The 16,201-nt window shown below is 43.5% G+C and carries 17 protein-coding genes; 12 read left to right on the plus strand and 5 right to left on the minus strand.

Annotated features, from left to right (window positions below; genetic code table 11):
* Positions 1-75 precede the first annotated feature (75 nt).
* From AFM12_RS14475 to AFM12_RS19855, 6 genes are all read left to right on the plus strand, one after another.
* The gene (locus AFM12_RS14475; protein WP_055149458.1) at positions 76-468 is read left to right on the plus strand and encodes a DUF1801 domain-containing protein; all 393 of its coding nucleotides are present in this window, start codon (positions 76-78) and stop codon (positions 466-468) included.
* A gap of 45 nt (positions 469-513) precedes the next feature.
* On the plus strand, positions 514-1,092 hold the full coding sequence (locus AFM12_RS14480) for a Crp/Fnr family transcriptional regulator (protein WP_055149460.1): 579 nt from the start codon (positions 514-516) through the stop codon (positions 1,090-1,092).
* Between the two features lie 76 nt (positions 1,093-1,168).
* Positions 1,169-1,615 (plus strand): SRPBCC family protein, encoded by a 447-nt coding sequence (locus AFM12_RS14485; RefSeq protein ID WP_055149462.1) that lies wholly within the window; start codon positions 1,169-1,171, stop codon positions 1,613-1,615.
* A gap of 11 nt (positions 1,616-1,626) precedes the next feature.
* Positions 1,627-1,992 carry a DUF2200 domain-containing protein gene (locus AFM12_RS14490; RefSeq protein WP_055149464.1) on the plus strand — a complete coding sequence of 122 codons (366 nt, stop codon included), beginning with the start codon at positions 1,627-1,629 and terminating at the stop codon, positions 1,990-1,992.
* A gap of 30 nt (positions 1,993-2,022) precedes the next feature.
* The gene (locus tag AFM12_RS14495; RefSeq protein WP_055149466.1) at positions 2,023-2,487 is read left to right on the plus strand and encodes a DUF3291 domain-containing protein; all 465 of its coding nucleotides are present in this window, start codon (positions 2,023-2,025) and stop codon (positions 2,485-2,487) included.
* 76 nt (positions 2,488-2,563) lie between these two features.
* Complete coding sequence (locus tag AFM12_RS19855) at positions 2,564-2,731, plus strand: glycine zipper domain-containing protein (protein ID WP_165492352.1); 168 nt, start codon at positions 2,564-2,566, stop codon at positions 2,729-2,731.
* A 3-nt stretch (positions 2,732-2,734) separates the two neighbouring features.
* Here AFM12_RS19855 and AFM12_RS14500 read toward each other — a convergent pair whose 3' ends face one another.
* Complete coding sequence (locus AFM12_RS14500; RefSeq protein ID WP_055149468.1) at positions 2,735-3,412, minus strand: DoxX family protein; 678 nt, start codon at positions 3,410-3,412, stop codon at positions 2,735-2,737.
* A 212-nt stretch (positions 3,413-3,624) separates the two neighbouring features.
* Here AFM12_RS14500 and AFM12_RS14505 point away from each other — a divergent pair, with 212 nt between their 5' ends.
* From AFM12_RS14505 to AFM12_RS14515, 3 genes are all read left to right on the plus strand, one after another.
* On the plus strand, positions 3,625-4,167 hold the full coding sequence (locus tag AFM12_RS14505; RefSeq protein WP_055149470.1) for a DUF4287 domain-containing protein: 543 nt from the start codon (positions 3,625-3,627) through the stop codon (positions 4,165-4,167).
* A gap of 102 nt (positions 4,168-4,269) precedes the next feature.
* Entirely contained in the window at positions 4,270-4,914 is a 645-nt protein-coding gene (locus AFM12_RS14510) for a 3-keto-disaccharide hydrolase (RefSeq protein WP_055149472.1), read from the plus strand.
* A gap of 84 nt (positions 4,915-4,998) precedes the next feature.
* Positions 4,999-7,806 carry a PVC-type heme-binding CxxCH protein gene (locus AFM12_RS14515; RefSeq protein ID WP_229308515.1) on the plus strand — a complete coding sequence of 936 codons (2,808 nt, stop codon included), beginning with the start codon at positions 4,999-5,001 and terminating at the stop codon, positions 7,804-7,806.
* Between the two features lie 424 nt (positions 7,807-8,230).
* On the opposite strand, the gene AFM12_RS14520 is transcribed toward AFM12_RS14515, so the two are convergent.
* Positions 8,231-10,876 (minus strand): DUF7133 domain-containing protein, encoded by a 2,646-nt coding sequence (locus AFM12_RS14520; RefSeq protein ID WP_055149476.1) that lies wholly within the window; start codon positions 10,874-10,876, stop codon positions 8,231-8,233.
* A gap of 311 nt (positions 10,877-11,187) precedes the next feature.
* On the opposite strand from AFM12_RS14520, the gene AFM12_RS14525 reads away from it, so the two are divergent.
* A complete protein-coding gene (locus AFM12_RS14525; protein WP_055149478.1) occupies positions 11,188-12,339 on the plus strand; it encodes an FG-GAP repeat domain-containing protein in 1,152 nt (383 codons plus the stop codon).
* A 1-nt stretch (position 12,340) separates the two neighbouring features.
* Here the strand turns inward: AFM12_RS14525 and AFM12_RS14530 are convergent, their stop codons facing one another.
* The 3 genes from AFM12_RS14530 to AFM12_RS14540 are packed head-to-tail and all read right to left on the minus strand — an operon-like array spanning position 12,341 to position 14,799.
* Complete coding sequence (locus AFM12_RS14530; RefSeq protein ID WP_055149480.1) at positions 12,341-12,667, minus strand: LytR/AlgR family response regulator transcription factor; 327 nt, start codon at positions 12,665-12,667, stop codon at positions 12,341-12,343.
* A gap of 41 nt (positions 12,668-12,708) precedes the next feature.
* Positions 12,709-13,830, minus strand: coding sequence for a hypothetical protein (locus AFM12_RS14535; RefSeq protein ID WP_055149482.1), 1,122 nt, complete (start codon positions 13,828-13,830; stop codon positions 12,709-12,711).
* A 21-nt stretch (positions 13,831-13,851) separates the two neighbouring features.
* On the minus strand, positions 13,852-14,799 hold the full coding sequence (locus tag AFM12_RS14540; protein WP_131458384.1) for a hypothetical protein: 948 nt from the start codon (positions 14,797-14,799) through the stop codon (positions 13,852-13,854).
* A gap of 347 nt (positions 14,800-15,146) precedes the next feature.
* On the opposite strand from AFM12_RS14540, the gene AFM12_RS14545 reads away from it, so the two are divergent.
* Both AFM12_RS14545 and AFM12_RS14550 read left to right on the plus strand, forming a co-directional pair.
* On the plus strand, positions 15,147-15,683 hold the full coding sequence (locus AFM12_RS14545) for a DUF2975 domain-containing protein (RefSeq protein ID WP_055149486.1): 537 nt from the start codon (positions 15,147-15,149) through the stop codon (positions 15,681-15,683).
* A 38-nt stretch (positions 15,684-15,721) separates the two neighbouring features.
* Positions 15,722-16,201 carry a DUF2975 domain-containing protein gene (locus AFM12_RS14550; RefSeq protein WP_055149549.1) on the plus strand — a complete coding sequence of 160 codons (480 nt, stop codon included), beginning with the start codon at positions 15,722-15,724 and terminating at the stop codon, positions 16,199-16,201.

Here is a 16,201-nt window from a genome sequence, read left to right on the forward strand (position 1 = left end):
AAGAAGCAAAAAATTGGGTAGTTTTATTGGCGAGTTCGCCTTTGCTTGAGCGAAATCAATTACTTATTTAAAAAAATGAATAGCCTAAACCCTGAAGTCACCATCTTTCTTGACAGCCTCAATCACCCACTTCGATTCGAAATTCAACTATTGCGGGAGATAATTCTGGGATCATCAAAAGGTCTTAATGAAAACATCAAGTGGAACGGCCCGAATTATACGTTTCAGGATGCCGATCGAATAACGATGAAAATTCAGCCACCAAAGCAGATACAACTGATTTTTCACCGTGGAGCAAAAAAACTGGAACAGCCAAAACAAAAACTGATTCAGACCGACTCCAAACTGCTGGTTTGGAAGGAAAATGACAGAGCAATAGCCGGTTTTAAAAATATGGAAGACATAAAAGCGGCACAGGAGGAATTGAAAGAAATCGTTATAAAATGGATTGAGCAAAGCTCTGAATAGAGCTCAATTTGTCCTCATAAAACACAATTTCCTATCAGAGCTAAAATGTCTGCCCTAAAAAAACATATCATAGAAACTTTCGGATTCATTGAAGAAGAATTCGGGCACATCGAAGGCTTCTTTAAGCCCAGAAGTCTGGCCAAAGGTGAGTATTTCCTAAAGGAAGGTCAGCTCGTGAGGCAAATGGGTTTTGTGGAAAGTGGTATCCTGAGAGAGTTTCTGTACCTCAATGGCAAGGAAATCACCAAATGGTTTTCTACCTCCGGATATTTTGCCGTTGATCTCTCCGGTTTTCTGTTTGAGAAAACCTCTAAAGTCAACTATCAGGCCATCACAGCTGTGGAAATGCTTACTATCTCGAAAGAAAATTTTGACCAGATTTCAGGAAAGGTGGCTCGTTGGGATACTCTTGAGAAAATGTTTCTAGCCAAATGCTTCACCGTTTTGGAGAATAGAGTGGTTTCTCACCTTGGACTCAATGCTGAGGAACGGTATCTGCAATTGCACAGCTTTAATCCTCAACTTTTCAATCAGGTTCCACTCAATCACCTCGCCTCTATGCTCGGCATGACGCCCGAAACCCTGAGCCGAATCAGAAATAAACAGGCCAAATCCATTTCTTGATCTATATCAAGTCTGTAGCAAACCGAAGTGTAGAACTTTGCCCTGGTTCATTTGCAAAACATTAATACAGACAAAGATGAGAATCAATGAAAAAGCACCCGTATTTCAGCGTAAAGAAATTAGAATTCAGGCCTCTCCGGAGAAAGTATGGGAGGTCTTAACCAACATAGAAAAGTGGCCTGAATGGAACAATAAAATTTCCAAATCCTCAGCGGAAACTAGTATCAAAAAAGGAACCGTCTTCAACTGGAAAACAGGAGGCAGTATGATAAAATCAAAAATTCACACCTTTCAACCCTATCATCTCTTTGGATGGACAGGAAAGGCCTTCGGGGCGAGTGCAATCCACAATTGGAACCTCTACCCTACTGAAGAGTTTACCATAGTAAGCGTCGAAGAAAGTATGGAGGGCTGGGTTGCAGGACTATTCAAAACTCAAATGAACAAGAAGTTAGGAAATGATATGGGATTTTGGTTGAAACGTTTGAAGCTTAGAGTCGAGGAATGTAATTTGCTGGACTGAAACTTCTATATATGAACAAACCAGCAAATCATGACGAACGAATGGCCAAAATGACTTTTGGTTCGGTATATCCTCATTATGTCATTAAAGTGGAAAAGAAAGGCCGGTCAAAGGCTGAACTGCACGAAGTGATCACCTGGCTGACAGGTTTTGATGATGAAAAAATTGAGTCGCTTATCAATGATAAGGTTACGTTCGAGCAGTTTTTTGAGCAGGCAAACCTTCACCCTAATGCACCTTCAATCAAAGGAATGATTTGTGGTTATAGAATTGAGGAAATCGACAATCCCCTGACTCAGAAAGTAAGATATCTCGACAAACTTGTTGACGAATTAGCCAAAGGGCGAAAAATGGAAAAAATTCTGAGAACAGAGTGATTTCGGACTTTCAGTAGAATAGAATAACTGATGCCACGCTTAGCACAATTCAACATAATAAAACTCATTGATGAACTTGATTCACCAACCATCAAAGAGTTTAAGGACTTTTTGGCTCCGGTAAACCTTCTTGCAGAAGATAGTCCGGGGTTTATCTGGAGATTAAAAGACGAAACCGGTACCGATGCCACTGCCATTGAAACGCCTTACGAAGACCCTCTCATTTTTGTGAATATGTCTGTTTGGAAAGACTACGCCTCCCTGGCGGATTATACCTACCAAACCGTACACAGTTATTTTCTGAAAAGCCGAAAAAAGTGGGCTTCAAAGATGGCCGGTCATACTGCTGTGATGTGGTATATTGAAGAAGGCCATATTCCATCTCTAGCTGAGGCCAAGGACAAACTTGATGTCTTGAACTCAAAAGGATCAGGCCCTGAAGCCTTCAGCATGACCGATGTTTATCATGTTGATGGGTCAAAGCTCAAATCCTGATCGCCGTTGCTAAGGCTGTGATACCGTTTGTAAATCCACCACCTGTAGGGCCCCATTTTAACCGTATATTAGTCCTATGAAAGACAATAAATACATCGGCTTAGGCCTTGCACTTGGGGTTGGTATTGGTACGGCCATTGGAGTTGCAACAGATAATTTATCCATGTGGCTTAGTTTGGGCATTGCCATTGGCTTGGCTATCGGAGCCGGATTGAAGAAGAAAAACGAAGAGCAGGAGCCCTGATCATCACCATTCATTTTCATAAGACTGAATACAGCTATTGAAAGGCTTACCTTTCACATGAATGCATTCGCAGAAATTCTCACAGGGTCCGGAGTTCTCACTGCATTGGCGAAGGCACCCCTTCTGAGTATTTCGGGGCATGATGCCATACATATTGACTGAACCAAAAATAACAATAACAATAACCGCAAAAACTGAGGCAAAGAATCCCCAGGGAAAACTTCTGGTTTTCTTTTCCCTGGGTGTATTCTGAAGAGGGAAAAACAGTACTTTCAGCCGCTCATAATCCCAGCAAAGTAAGTAGAAGACAGCTATTGTCATTAGAGGAGCAGTAAACAGAGAACCATCAAAACGAACCGCATGGGAGAGAATAGTGATGTTCAGAATTATAGGTAAATAAAGCAAAGCTCCCAGAAGAGCCGTGCGTGGAATTAATAAAAGAATGGCAGCCAAAACCTGAGCAATTCCTATAAACGTGTAATAATATCCGGTATGATGCAGAGCCTCAAGATATTGGCCCATTGGATGATTTACCGAAAGCGAGGTAAACCGCTCTCCAATAATTTTCACATACCCGGAAGGAATAAAACCAGCGGCTAAAGCTACACGGCAGAAAATAGTGAAATAGCCGAACCAAAGGTTTCTTTTGGCATTATGATAATATTGGAGTAATTGTTTCATGATTTAAAAGTACTTTGAGTTTCAAAGTTGTAAAATTCTTCTTCTTTCTTCCCGCACTTTATGCGATAATCTTTCGATATGATTTACCTCTTATCAAAAAAGAAACGTTTGCCCACTCCTCCATTTTGGGGGATTTGTGATCTTAAAAAGGATTTTTAGAACGCCTTTTCAGACCATCTCTTATATTTGATAAATCAACTAAACTTTTAATTATGGAAAAAGCTTTGCAAACGATGATTGACAATATGCCCGAGAAAACGGGCAAATCTTTAAAAGAATGGACTGCGTTGCTCAAAACAAAAAACTTTGAGAAACACGGGCAGGCGGTCAACTTTCTCAAGAAAGAACACGGTGTAACTCACGGATTTGCCAATACTATTGTGCTACTCTCAAAGGAAGAACATGAAGAACCCGAGGATTTGGTAAGCGAGCAATACAAGGGAAAAGAAGAACTGCTCCCTGTCTATGAGAAATTGCTTGAGACTTGTCAATCTTTCGGAGACGATATCACGGTGACACCAAAGAAAACCTCGGTCAGTATTATCCGCAAAAGGCAATTTGCTCTGATAAAACCGGCAACAAAATCCAGAATAGATTTAGGACTAAAACTCAAAGATATTGCTCCGCAAGGTCGCCTGGGCGATTCTGGACCTTTTGGCACTATGTGTACCCACCGTATTCAACTTACCGAACTGAATGAGGTTGATGATGAAGTCATTGGTTGGCTAAAAGAGGCCTACGAAAAGAGTATTTGATTCTTCAGGCACAGGTCAAAGAATGGTAGAGATGCTTTTTGGACGAATCGACTGTAAATCAGTATATTCACCAAAAGACTTTTACAGCCCTAATCTTTTACTATGAAAAACCTTCTTCTAACTCTTTCTCTGTTTTACTTTTTTAGCCTGGCCTGTCAGAATCAAAACTCCGAAGAGACTCAACCCATCTCACTTTTTGATGGTAAAACTTTCAATGGCTGGGAGGGTGATACACTGAGTACCTGGAGAATTGAAAACGGTGAACTCATTGGTGGTTCTTTAACAGAGACCGTACCGCATAACGAGTTTCTGTGCACCACTAAAACCTACGATAATTTTATTCTAAACCTTAAAATAAAACTCACCGGTGATGAAGGTTTTATAAATTCCGGTATACAGTTCAGAAGTATCAGACTCGACGAACCTCCTTATGAAATGAGGGGCTATCAGGCCGATTTTGGAGAAAATTACTGGGCCGGGCTTTACGATGAATCGAGAAGAGACAGCACCCTCATAGCTCCCGACTCCGTTCAGGTTTTGGAGTGGATAAAAATTAATGATTGGAACGACTATACGGTGCACGCCGAAGGTCGTAGAATTCGTCTCTATGTCAATGGCCATCAGACGGTAGATTACACCGAAGCCGATGAAAGCATTCCTCAAAAGGGATTGATTGGTCTACAAATTCATGGCGGTGGCAAGGCCGAGGCCGCTTTCAAAGATATTACAATTCAGGAAATTCATTAAATTGAGCAACCTGTTCATTCTCAGAGAATTCTGATGATGATCTTAACTCAACCCTGATTAACAATGGTGAAAAACCTGACCTTCATGGTGCTGGCCTTGCTTAGCACCCGTTTGCTTGCTCAATCTCCTGACCCATCCATTGACCGTGATTATACTCTTGAAGCGACAATGCTCGGTTACTTTGCCAAAGATGGTACCCGAAACCCAACTCTGAAAGCTCACAAAGGAGATGTGGTTCGCATCACCATTGTCAATGGCGAGACCATGACCCATGATATCAAAATGGAGAAGCTGGACCTGAAAAGCGAGACGCTTAATGAAAAAGGCAGCCAAACGAGCATCACGTTTACCGCAGAAGAAAGCGACACCTATTTTTGTACCGTTCCAGGTCACAGAGCCGCAGGAATGGTGGGTACTTTTGAAGTGGTGGAAGGAAGTTTGGATGCTCCCGTAATTTCAGGTGAGTTGCCACAAATCGATGGCCGAACTCTAAACCTTAACTTTGAAAACGGACAACTTAGCGATTGGCAAGCAATAGGTGAAGCCTTTCAAAACCCTGTTTTCAACTCAGTCGAAAGCCTTTATGAAGACGGCACCATCAGCGGACAAGAAGGCGAATTCTTTTTGAGTAGTGGCGGTACCAATAATTATAAACTCACCGGAACATTAACATCAAAAGCTTTTAAAATAACTGCACCATTCGCAGCCTTCAGGGTTTCTGGTGGAGCCCTGGAAGACACAAGAGTGGAACTGGTTTTGGACGAAACCAATGAAGTCATTTTCAAATCTACAGGTCAGGGTCGAGCTACTTTGCAACCAGTTGTCGCAGATCTTCAGAGCTTTATGGATCGGGAGATCTTTATTCGGATCATTGATAATGAAACGGGTACCTCGCCTATTCCATATATCAGAGATGATATCTGGGCTCATATCAGTTTTGATGATTTCCGTTTCTACCCCACACGACCAAACTTCCCCAATGAACTGAACCGTGAGGACATTATCGTCATGCCACCCCTTGACCCCGTTCTAAACTCCGGTTTATCAGGCCCTGAGGCCGCCAAAGCCATGACTTTACCTGAGGGTTTTAGCATTACACTGGCTGCAGCAGAGCCGGAGATCATTCGTCCCATCAGTTTTACCATTGACCCTAAAGGCCGACTTTGGGTAGTAGAAGGGCATACTTACCCTGTGCCCGCTCCCGAAGGTGAAGGCCGTGACCGTATCCTTATTTTGGAGGATACCGACGGTAATGGTACTCTGGATAACCGAAAGGTGTTTATGGAAGGTCTGAATCTGGTTTCCGGTATCGAGGTGGGCATGGGTGGCGTCTGGCTGGGAGCTGCTCCTTATCTTCTGTTTATCCCTGTTGAAAATGATAAACCTGCAGGGCCGCCGCAAAAACTCCTGGACGGTTGGGGAACTCATGATACACATGAAGTTTTGAACAACCTCCGCTGGGGCCCTGATGGCTGGCTCTATGGTTGTCATGGTGTTTTTACTCATTCTGTTGTCGGTAAACCAGGGACACCAGAAAACGAGCGGGTCAAAATGAATGGAGGTATCTGGCGATATCACCCCACGCGTCACGAATTTGAAGTTTTTGCTCACGGCATCAGCAACCCCTGGGGAATTGACTTTAATGAATATGGTCATGCGTTTGCCACAGTTTGTGTGATTCCCCATATGTTTCATATCATTCAGGAAGGGCGTTTTCGCCGTCAGGCAGGACAGCATTTTAATCCTTATACCTATAATGATATCAAGACGATTGGTGATCATGTGCACTATATGGGTGACAGAGGCCCTCATGCCGGTAATTTCAGATCAGCAGCAGCCGGTGGTGGCCATGCCCATGCCGGAGCTATGATTTATAAGGGAAACTCCTGGCCTGAGCAATACCACGATCTCATTTTCATGAATAATATCAATGGAGCCCGGCTCAATAATGATAAACTCACACCATCTGGCTCTGGGTATGTGGCCTCTCATGAGAAAGACTTTCTGGTTATGAATGACTCCTGGTCACAATGGCTGAATTTCAAATATGACGCGAGTGGATCGGTTTGGGCTATCGACTGGTACGATAAAAATCAATGCCATAGCCCCAATCCCGATGTCCATGATAAAAGTCTGGGCAGAATATTTAAAATCACCCATAATAACGATCGTTGGAAACAGGAAGATTTGACAAAAGCCTCTGACCTCGAACTGGTTGCTTACCAAACGCACCCGAATGAATGGTATGTGCGACAGGCTCGTACCCTTTTGCAGGAAAGAGGTGGAAATGAAATCGTATTTGGAGCTTTGAGAAAGCTACTCCATGAGACACCCGAAACCGGCAACAAGCTCAATGCTCTCTGGACCTTACATGCCATTGGTGGCCTTTCTGAAAAAGACCTTGTCCTGTTAATGGACCATGAAAACGAACATATCAAGAGCTGGGCTATTCAACTGGCCGCCGAAGACCAAAACGTTGAGCGGGAAACCCTGAAGAAAATGGAGGACTTAGCTGTAAGTGATCCTTCGCCCGTGGTAAGATTATACCTGAGTTCTGCCTTATTAAGGCTACCGGCTAATCAACGCTGGAAGAGTCTGGAAGCTTTGACCCAAAAGTCTGAGGACATCACAGATCATAACCTGCCTTTAATGTACTGGTATGCTGCTGAACCCCTGGCGGCGATAGATGCGGACCGGGCTTTGGCTCTTGCAGAAAGCTCAAAATTCCCGGATCATTTGACATATATGATACAACGTGTAGGGGATTTGAAGACTGCGAATGCCAAAAGTGCTCTGCAAAAGCTAAGCATAAAATGGCTGCAGAATAGCGATCATAGCCATCATAAAGAGTTGATGCTCATTGAAAAGCTGATAGGCGAAGGGAGTAAGTAAAAAAGAACTTCTGACCTTCTTTTATTCTCAAATTGGATTCATTTGATGAATATAAACTTGTTGATTCCGTCTGCTTCTAATCTAAAGTTCAATAGGCTCAGAGAGCCGAAATTAAGGTAAAATATATTGTATTTTTAAGTCCAAAGGTCTGTATGGCCGACATTTCATTTTTCGACGAATAAGAAAATGTAGCCCTTATCGGGCACTTTCGTTGGTCTCCAATAATTTCCTTCTTTCAGATAGATACGGTGACCCTTACAGGGTCTATGTTCTTTCATCTCGTTTCCTGCTAAAATAAGGTAATCCCGACGGGATTATTATGACCCTGTAGGGGTCAAAGTATGATAGCCACATCAATCCATAAATGCTTTTAATGACCGCAGCGTGGTCACCGTACCAATGACATTCGGGCATGAAACCTTACCTATTTCTGTCCCTGCAGGTAGGTCACCAAAGAAGCCAGTTCCTCAAAGGAAAGAGCATTCGCCAGCCCTGCCGGCATCATGGAGTTTTCCATCTCCTCGCGGCTTTTGATATTGTTTTTACTCAACTCGGTAGCATTTCCACCGATATCGCGAATGGTCAGTTTATCCGCCGACTCAGCCGTCACAAAACCCATGTATGACTTCCCATCTTTGGTTTCAATCATAAAAGTGCTGAAACCCTGAGAAATTGAGGCATTTGGCTTCAAAATCGACTCAGTAATCTGATCACGATTCATGATGGAGCCGATCTGACCCATAAATGGTCCTTTCATTACCTGCCCTTTTTCAATGCTATGACAGGCAATACAACCCTGAGAAGTGAACAAAGCCTTTCCTTTCGAAGCATCACCTTTGATCTGGCCCATGGCCAAAATCACATCTTCAATGGAAGACTCCCCTACCTGACCTTTTTTATTTTTAATGGCCTCAAAATCCACATTGATTTCATCCTCCTCCGCTTCAGCAACCTCAGCAGTTCCGAGATCTGCAATGTCGAGTCTGTTTCTGTCATTCAGCCAGGCAAAATAGTCGGCTTTTTCTTCACCAGCTTTGCTCATTTTCTCCAACAAGAAATCTTTGATCTTCGCAGAACCTTCCCATTCAATAGCTTTATAATAAGGCCCGTGAGTGTCAGGTCGGGTGCTCCACCACCAGCTTCCATCATACAGGGCTTCTTTGTGATAAAGTCGTGAAAGTGTGCTCAAAATTTCATCCTGATATTCTGATTCTTCAAAAGCCTCCATCAAGCCATCTACGGCTTTTTCATCATGCTTATACCGCAAAACCCAAAGAGCAAGGGTCGGATTCTTATCCATTCCTTTAAGAACGGCTTCCACATCATTGATCTTTACCAATGACCTTACAGCCAGGTGAGGTAGTACGATCTCTGAGTTTGGTGTGGCATGCGGACCCTCAGATCCCGTTTCGGGTATTTTAGCCGAGGCAGGAACCTGAATTTTCATCAAGGTTTCCACCGCCTCGGTCTTTCCAAGTCTTCCAAGACCTACAATAGCCGCCGCTCTTACTCTGGGGTTTGCATCTTCAACTCCGTCCAAATAAGGTTGGATAGGCACATTTTCAAGACAAGTCAGTCGATCTGTCAACGCTTTGAGGGCAAACTCTCTCATCTTATCCTCTTCACTCAACTTCACCAACTCATCCACTCCGTTGCCACCGGTGAGTTGAGCATAGGTAAATACCGCAGCCACACGACTTTGAAGAGTGAGACTTTGATCCTTTGCTATCGCCAATGCAGCTGCAGAGGCTTCGTCTTTTGATCTTTTGAGAAGCTCTTGCTGAGCATGGAAACGCGTTGCAGAGCTTCCTGTTTTCAGCAGTTCAGCCAGTTCCTGCACAGTAGCTTTTTTGAGATCAGGAAACGCTTCGTAGCTCCAGTCTTTTGGCACTACTTTCACCACGTAACCTTTGTCAGGACTACCTTTGTATCCGGCACCATCCCAGGCCGCCAGAAACATACGGCCTGAGCCATCCACATCCACATCGGTGATTTGAGACAGTTTGATGAAATTTTCATCACGTTGTGTAAACGTCGGGCCATCCATGGTCACCCGATGAATAAAGAGCTCGTTCTGCCCCCAATCCGCCATCATGGGCACATGATTATAGGCCACCGGCCAGCGATCATCATCCATAAAATAGCTCCCTGTTCCTGATCCACCGCCCAAATCTTTCAGAGCCGGAATAATTTCGTCTGTAAAGTTCTTAAACAAGGTCGGATACCCGAACTCGCCACTTTGCTGGTAATGAATAAACCGGACATTCCAGCCGCCGCCATCGTTGGTATTGCCACGGGTATAGATGTTCATGAATGGGTCAATGGCCACATCATAAATATTACGTGTTCCGTGAGCATAAATTTCCATTTCAGTGCCGTCAGGTCTTACTCTTACGATTCCTCCACCGAGCATAGTAAGTTTTTTCCCGCTTCGGTCCTCGGCCTCATGAAAACCAAAATCGCCGGCGGCGATGTAAATCCAGCCATCAATCCCCATCCGAATTCCATTGATGGCATGGTCGGTACCACGCCCCTTTAGAGGTGCCGGGGAACAAATATTTTTAATCAAAGGCTTTGATGGTCCATCGGCTATGTGGTCATGGTCTTTATCTTCAAAAACCACCAGATCCATACCTGTGGCAATGTTATCACCACCTTCAAATACGGTATGCAGCACAAAGACCTGATCGCCCACCGGCATGATTCCCCTTGGGTTATCCGCTTTAGCGAACTCAACATGTTCTTCATACACGCCATCATTATCTTGATCCAGCAGTTTTACAATGGCTCCATAACCGGGATCTTTTCCTAAGGATCCCATCTTATCAACACCGACAAACACTTCACCTTCAGGCGAAACAGCCAGACAAGCCGGACTGGGTACAACATCAGGGCCGGCAATGACCTGCATTTGCAAATCAGTGCTATCTTTTTCAAAGGTATCCGGGTCAAAACCCCTTGGCGAAAAATATTCCTGAAGTTCTTTAAGATCAGCCGTTTGATTTTTCTGGCAGGAGATAGACAAGGTCAAAGCCAAAAGAAGACTTAAACCGACAATTTTCTTTTGCATACGATAGGGTCTGTTATACAAATCAAAGATACGAGCAATCTTCAAGGCTCCTCAAAGGAAATAATTCCAGACTCAAATTTTTCAAATATTCAATTCATCAGAAAACCATATAACACTCATATTCAATGAATTGAAGTGCCATCAATATGGATGCAAACGTTTGCGTTGCTTCTCATTTTCTAATGCAGAAAATCAAATCTCAGAATCACCAGCACGCTTCTTTTGATCTCCTGAAAAACGGAATGGATCAATACTTCATAATCATCATTGAGAAATATGACTTAAATTGGATTTGACTTTTTAACAACCCTATGCAAAAACTCCTTTTCTTTTGTCTGACTTTTTCGGCCCTCATATCTCATGGCCAAACCTCTCCGAATTTTGAGAAAACAATCGTTACCCGCGACTTCCTCTCTGAAGGTGTGGCGGCCGGTGATCTGAATAATGACGGTTTGAAAGACATTATCACGGGTTATTATTGGTTTGAAGCCCCTGATTGGATAAAACATGAGATAGCTCCTTCGCGGGTCTATCAACCTCGAAAAGAATACAGCAAGTCTTTTCTGGTTTACACGATTGATGTCAATCAGGACGGCTGGGAAGATGTGGTCAATATCGACTACCCCGGCACGGCGGCATACTGGTTTGAAAATCCTCAAAATCAGAACGTTGAATGGAAAAAACATATCATTGCTGACTCAGTAGGTGTTGGTAATGAATCACCCGGTTTTATTGACATGGATGAAGACGGAAGAATAGATATCCTCTGCTCAGATGTGGCAAAAAAACAAATTATCTGGCTGCAAGCCCCTACTGAGCCCGGACAAACCGAATGGGTCAAACATGCTATAAGCCAAGAAAATGTGGCCGGTACCGACCGCTACTCTCATGGCATAGGTTATGGTGATATTAATCACGACGGTTTCAAAGACGTCGTTATCACGGCAGGTTGGTTTGAAGGTAAAGACGACCTGAGCTCAGGCGACTGGATTTTCCACCCGGCAGATTTAGGCGAAGCCTGCTCTCACATGCAAATTTTAGATATTAATGAAGACGGAAAAAATGATGTTGTTTCAGCCTCCGCCCATAAACTAGGCGTGTGGTGGTACGAGCAAATTGAGGAAGAAGGAAAAATCAATTTCAAAAGGCATCTGATGAGTGAGACCACGGCCCAAACGCACTCATCTATCATGGTAGATCTGGACGGAAACGGAAGACAAGACTATTTAACGGGCAAACGTTATCTGGCTCATAATGGTAATGACGCCGGAGATGCCGATGCTCCTATTTTGATGTGGTTTTTCTTCACCCCTGAGCCTCCGCATTATTATGAACAGATCATTGACATTGACTCTGGTGCAGGACTCAATATCGCAATTGAGGATATGAACCAAGATGAGCGGCCCGATATTATCCTCTCCAACAAAAACGGTGTCTTTCTGATTGAAAACCACCTCTTTTAAATCAGGAAGCCAAAGCCGAAGAAAGCTCCAGAAAAGCTTTTACCCTTCTTTTGGAGACGTTTACCTCCAAATCGTTGCTTAACTTTGCCTTTAGGCACGAGCCCACCTTGCGGTAACTTTTGATGGAATCAACATTGACCACTGTTCCCCGATCTACACGGTAAAACCCATGCTCTTTGAGTCGGCTTTCCAGCTTACCAAGTGTAGTCGCCACATAAACATATCGCCCGTCTTTGTAGTAGATATGGGTGTAGTTGACATCCGCCTCCAGCCTCAGTAGTTTTTTGGGTTGAGCAAAAAGGTGCCCTCCTATTCTTATTTTTTTCATGGTCTTATTTTGTTCTATTATTTCCAAATATTTACCCCTTATTAATCTGTGTAAGTGATAAAAATTCGGGCCAGATTGCCTTGAACCGCCCAACTGAAATTATAGGCGGTTGTGAATAATGAAATGGTGGTACCATCAATTTTATAATAGTAGTAGCTGTCTTCAATTTCCAAATCCAAATTAGGAGGTACCACCTCTCCCTTGTCGTTAGTCACCATTACCGAACAAGACAGAATTCGGCCTCCATCTACAGGTAAAATGGAATGGTTTGTTACTCCATTTGAAGAGTTGGGTAAATAGGCCTCGCCGTACCAGGTTTTGATTTTGGGAGCCTGAGCATGATCCCCCAGCGTACTGTAACCATCTACATAAAGTTTGGAATCACCGGGATTTACAGAACCAACCCCTACGTTTCCGGCATCAAGTACTAAAGAGGCCGCTCCACCAGCAAAAACCTGCATAACCCCGTTGCTGTTATTATACCACAGTCTGCCGCCATTGCTAACCGTGCCCACTTCGCCAAACTCAAGCTTAATTGGGTTGTTTCCCGGATGTGCCTTCAGCTCAAAATGCGTAATAGATTCGCCTGTGAATTTAAAATTACCATCTCCTGAAATGTTGAAAAGGTCTTCTGAAGCATCTTTATTAATGAGCCTGAATTCATCCTGGCCCAGACTGCTTCCGTTGGCATAGCCTCTCAAATCCCACCAACTACGGCCCGGAGAAATATCTGAGCCATTGTATAGATTAGAAATATTCTCTGACTGCCTGAACCTCAAAATGGCGTTCTCGGAAGGATTAGTCTCATCGAGAAGGAGATGAGGTCCTTTTACAGTAGGAGAATCACTCCCCGTGCCTCCGTCATGACGAACGTGTAGCTTGGCATGAACGTCAAAATGCTGCGGTGCACCGGGGTAGCCGTGCTGAGGCAAACCAACCCCAATGCCTACTTTGTGGTGTGTTCCGCTTCCCAGATAAAGGTGCGGGTAGCTGCTGACACCTATCCAGTAAGGCCTGTTTGAGGTGCTATTGATACCGGCGGTAATGTCAAAGTCTCCTTCCTGAAGCTCCTGAACATCGTCGGGCTGAATTTGTATTTGTGCTTTTAATGAAGAAGTCACAAAACCTAAAACCAATGTTATTATGACAATTTGTTGTTTCATGGTAATCGTTGTTTAGGTAATTTAATTGGCCGGAGATGGCAAAAAATCATAGTGAATTTTAACATGAACCAGTTTCATCACATTGGCACCCGAGGTTACGGTTCCCCATTCTTCCTGGCACTCGCCCGGGCAGATGTCATCGATGGAGGCCACCGTGTTTCTGCGTGGAATTACCTTAACCCAATAGCTGTGTTTCGTATAGTCCATGTTAAAATCATCACCTGACGTTTTCACCGACCAACAGTTATATGAATTAGAACCGGCGGCACCACTGCTTTTAGCTTCCATTTTAAGTAAGGTGGTAAGGGGGCCCGGCGTTCCTACGGTAGTGCTATATAAGCCGGCAAAGAGGTCCATAGTATTATTTCTGTCGAGTCCGCAAAGCTCTAATTCTCTGATATAAATGTTCTGATGGGCATTATTCAGAGAAAGGTATAGTGGTGCTGAAAGACCATAGAGATTGTTTCCATATCCCTGAATTTCTCCATTACTGAAAACGCGGGTTTGACCCAAAACCGGTGACCCGGAGTTTGAAACCGCACTGACGATCTCAGGAAAAAAATCAGTCGCCGGAATAGTGATAGTAAAGCCAACAGCTGCATTACTGAGCTCCTTATTTTGATTGGAGAAGACAGGGGCCGGAGACAAAGAGCCCAAATTTCTAACCTTTAAATCTTCAACCTCCGCATACTCGTCAACTACAAGGCTGTCAACTCCTAAAACACTGTTATTGAGGTTTTCTACAGTAAGATTCTCAATAATGGCCTCCTCAGTATGCAGGTATTTGAGGAGAAGAGAATCAACCAATAGTTTTCCGCCAGCTGGATAAATCAGAGCATGACGAGCTTCCAGCGTATCAGCCACCACTTTTCTGCCATTTAAGCTATCAGGCAGAATTTCAACACTCTGAGCGAAAGTTAGCTGTGCGGCGAAAACTAAAGCCAGTAATCCGATTATGCGATTGATCATTTTCATGTGATTGAGAAATTATTTTTCAAATTTCTTCATCTCAAAGCCCTGAAAACATCGGGTAAATAGGGATTTTTTGACCGTTTTATAGGATTTGGTTATTGGTGAATGGTTGATTAGTTATTGGTTTAGTGGTAAATAGTGCAGAGTGGCTAGTATTGTTAGTTGTTCAATCAGCAAATCATTTCTTCGGCTAATTTCCCTCCTCAGAGATTGACCTCACAACTTCTTGAAGTTGCTATGACCTCCACATCTGTGGCATTTTTATTTTTTGAAAAAGAAAATATATTTATTGTTTATCAATAATTTTTTATTGACTTTTGGCGAATCATTTAAATTCAATTGCGATGTCAAAAACAAATTCGGTCGTATTCAAAGCATTACATGTTATAGCCTGGGTCATTTTTGTAGGACTGTGTATTGAGGCCGGAGGCTTAATCATCAATTTTCTTTTCAGCCTGTTTAAACCGGAGTTTCTTGGTAATCTGTACCAAAAGCTTGACCTCTCAGAGCTGCACGAAAGAAAGCCAATCGCGTTTTTCGGTGTATATAGCTTTGTGCTAAGTGTGGCTATTTTGAAAGCACACCTCTTTTACATCGTGATAAGTCTGATGCATAAAATGGATTTATCGAAGCCTTTCAGCTCCTATATCGAGAAGCAGATTTCTCAAATCAGCTATTACACGCTGGCCATCGGTTTCCTGAGTCATATCGCCCGGCAGTTTGTCAAGGGCCTGATGAAAAATGGTTACCTGACCGACGGACTGAACCAATTTTGGGCTGACAGCCAGGCTTTTATTCTGATGGGAGCAGTCATTTACATCATCGCCGTCATCTTCAAAAGAGGGATTGAACTCCAAAACGAGCAGGACCTAACCGTTTGACCCTGAAACTATTAACCAGTTTATACATCATTCACTATATGAAAAAGTTACCTCTTGTTTTCCTTAAAGGCGTTATCATTCTGATCGCCATGGCCACTCTGGCTTTCCTGATCTTTTTTCCTCCACAAGAAGGCCGGGCACGTGACCTCGACCTCTTAAGCATTTACCTGGACCCCGTTATTCTGTATGCTTATGCCGCCTCCATTGCTTTTTTTACGGCCTTGTACAAGGCCTTTCAGTTGCTCGGTCTGATTGGCGATCAAAAAATCTTTACACCGGAAGCCGTAAAAGCTCTCCGGGGTATTCGAAATTGTGCCCTTATCCTGGGTGGATCTATCATTTTATTGGCTGTGTTTATCCGTATTACCCATTCTGCTGAAGACGACCCGGCCGGTTTTATTGCCATGAGCCTTGTGCTAAGTTTTGCCGCACTGGTTGTTGCCACGGCAGCAGCCATCTTCGGGAGGGTACTGCATGGAGCTATTGATATCAAATCTGAAAACGAACTAACCATCTGA

Source organism: Jiulongibacter sediminis, assembly GCF_001306455.1.
GTDB classification, from domain to species: domain Bacteria; phylum Bacteroidota; class Bacteroidia; order Cytophagales; family Spirosomataceae; genus Jiulongibacter; species Jiulongibacter sediminis.

Excerpts from the sequence above, each read along its gene's own strand:
- AFM12_RS14475 (WP_055149458.1), top strand. The coding sequence starts at position 76 with ATGAATAGCCTAAACCCTGAAGTCACCATCTTTCTTGACAGCCTCAAT.
- AFM12_RS14480 (WP_055149460.1), top strand. The coding sequence starts at position 514 with ATGTCTGCCCTAAAAAAACATATCATAGAAACTTTCGGATTCATTGAA.
- AFM12_RS14485 (WP_055149462.1), top strand. The coding sequence starts at position 1,169 with ATGAGAATCAATGAAAAAGCACCCGTATTTCAGCGTAAAGAAATTAGA.
- AFM12_RS14490 (WP_055149464.1), top strand. The coding sequence starts at position 1,627 with ATGAACAAACCAGCAAATCATGACGAACGAATGGCCAAAATGACTTTT.
- AFM12_RS14495 (WP_055149466.1), top strand. The coding sequence starts at position 2,023 with ATGCCACGCTTAGCACAATTCAACATAATAAAACTCATTGATGAACTT.
- AFM12_RS19855 (WP_165492352.1), top strand. The coding sequence starts at position 2,564 with ATGAAAGACAATAAATACATCGGCTTAGGCCTTGCACTTGGGGTTGGT.
- AFM12_RS14500 (WP_055149468.1), bottom strand. The coding sequence starts at position 3,412 with ATGAAACAATTACTCCAATATTATCATAATGCCAAAAGAAACCTTTGG.
- AFM12_RS14505 (WP_055149470.1), top strand. The coding sequence starts at position 3,625 with ATGGAAAAAGCTTTGCAAACGATGATTGACAATATGCCCGAGAAAACG.
- AFM12_RS14510 (WP_055149472.1), top strand. The coding sequence starts at position 4,270 with ATGAAAAACCTTCTTCTAACTCTTTCTCTGTTTTACTTTTTTAGCCTG.
- AFM12_RS14515 (WP_229308515.1), top strand. The coding sequence starts at position 4,999 with ATGGTGCTGGCCTTGCTTAGCACCCGTTTGCTTGCTCAATCTCCTGAC.
- AFM12_RS14520 (WP_055149476.1), bottom strand. The coding sequence starts at position 10,876 with ATGCAAAAGAAAATTGTCGGTTTAAGTCTTCTTTTGGCTTTGACCTTG.
- AFM12_RS14525 (WP_055149478.1), top strand. The coding sequence starts at position 11,188 with ATGCAAAAACTCCTTTTCTTTTGTCTGACTTTTTCGGCCCTCATATCT.
- AFM12_RS14530 (WP_055149480.1), bottom strand. The coding sequence starts at position 12,667 with ATGAAAAAAATAAGAATAGGAGGGCACCTTTTTGCTCAACCCAAAAAA.
- AFM12_RS14535 (WP_055149482.1), bottom strand. The coding sequence starts at position 13,830 with ATGAAACAACAAATTGTCATAATAACATTGGTTTTAGGTTTTGTGACT.
- AFM12_RS14540 (WP_131458384.1), bottom strand. The coding sequence starts at position 14,799 with ATGATCAATCGCATAATCGGATTACTGGCTTTAGTTTTCGCCGCACAG.
- AFM12_RS14545 (WP_055149486.1), top strand. The coding sequence starts at position 15,147 with ATGTCAAAAACAAATTCGGTCGTATTCAAAGCATTACATGTTATAGCC.
- AFM12_RS14550 (WP_055149549.1), top strand. The coding sequence starts at position 15,722 with ATGAAAAAGTTACCTCTTGTTTTCCTTAAAGGCGTTATCATTCTGATC.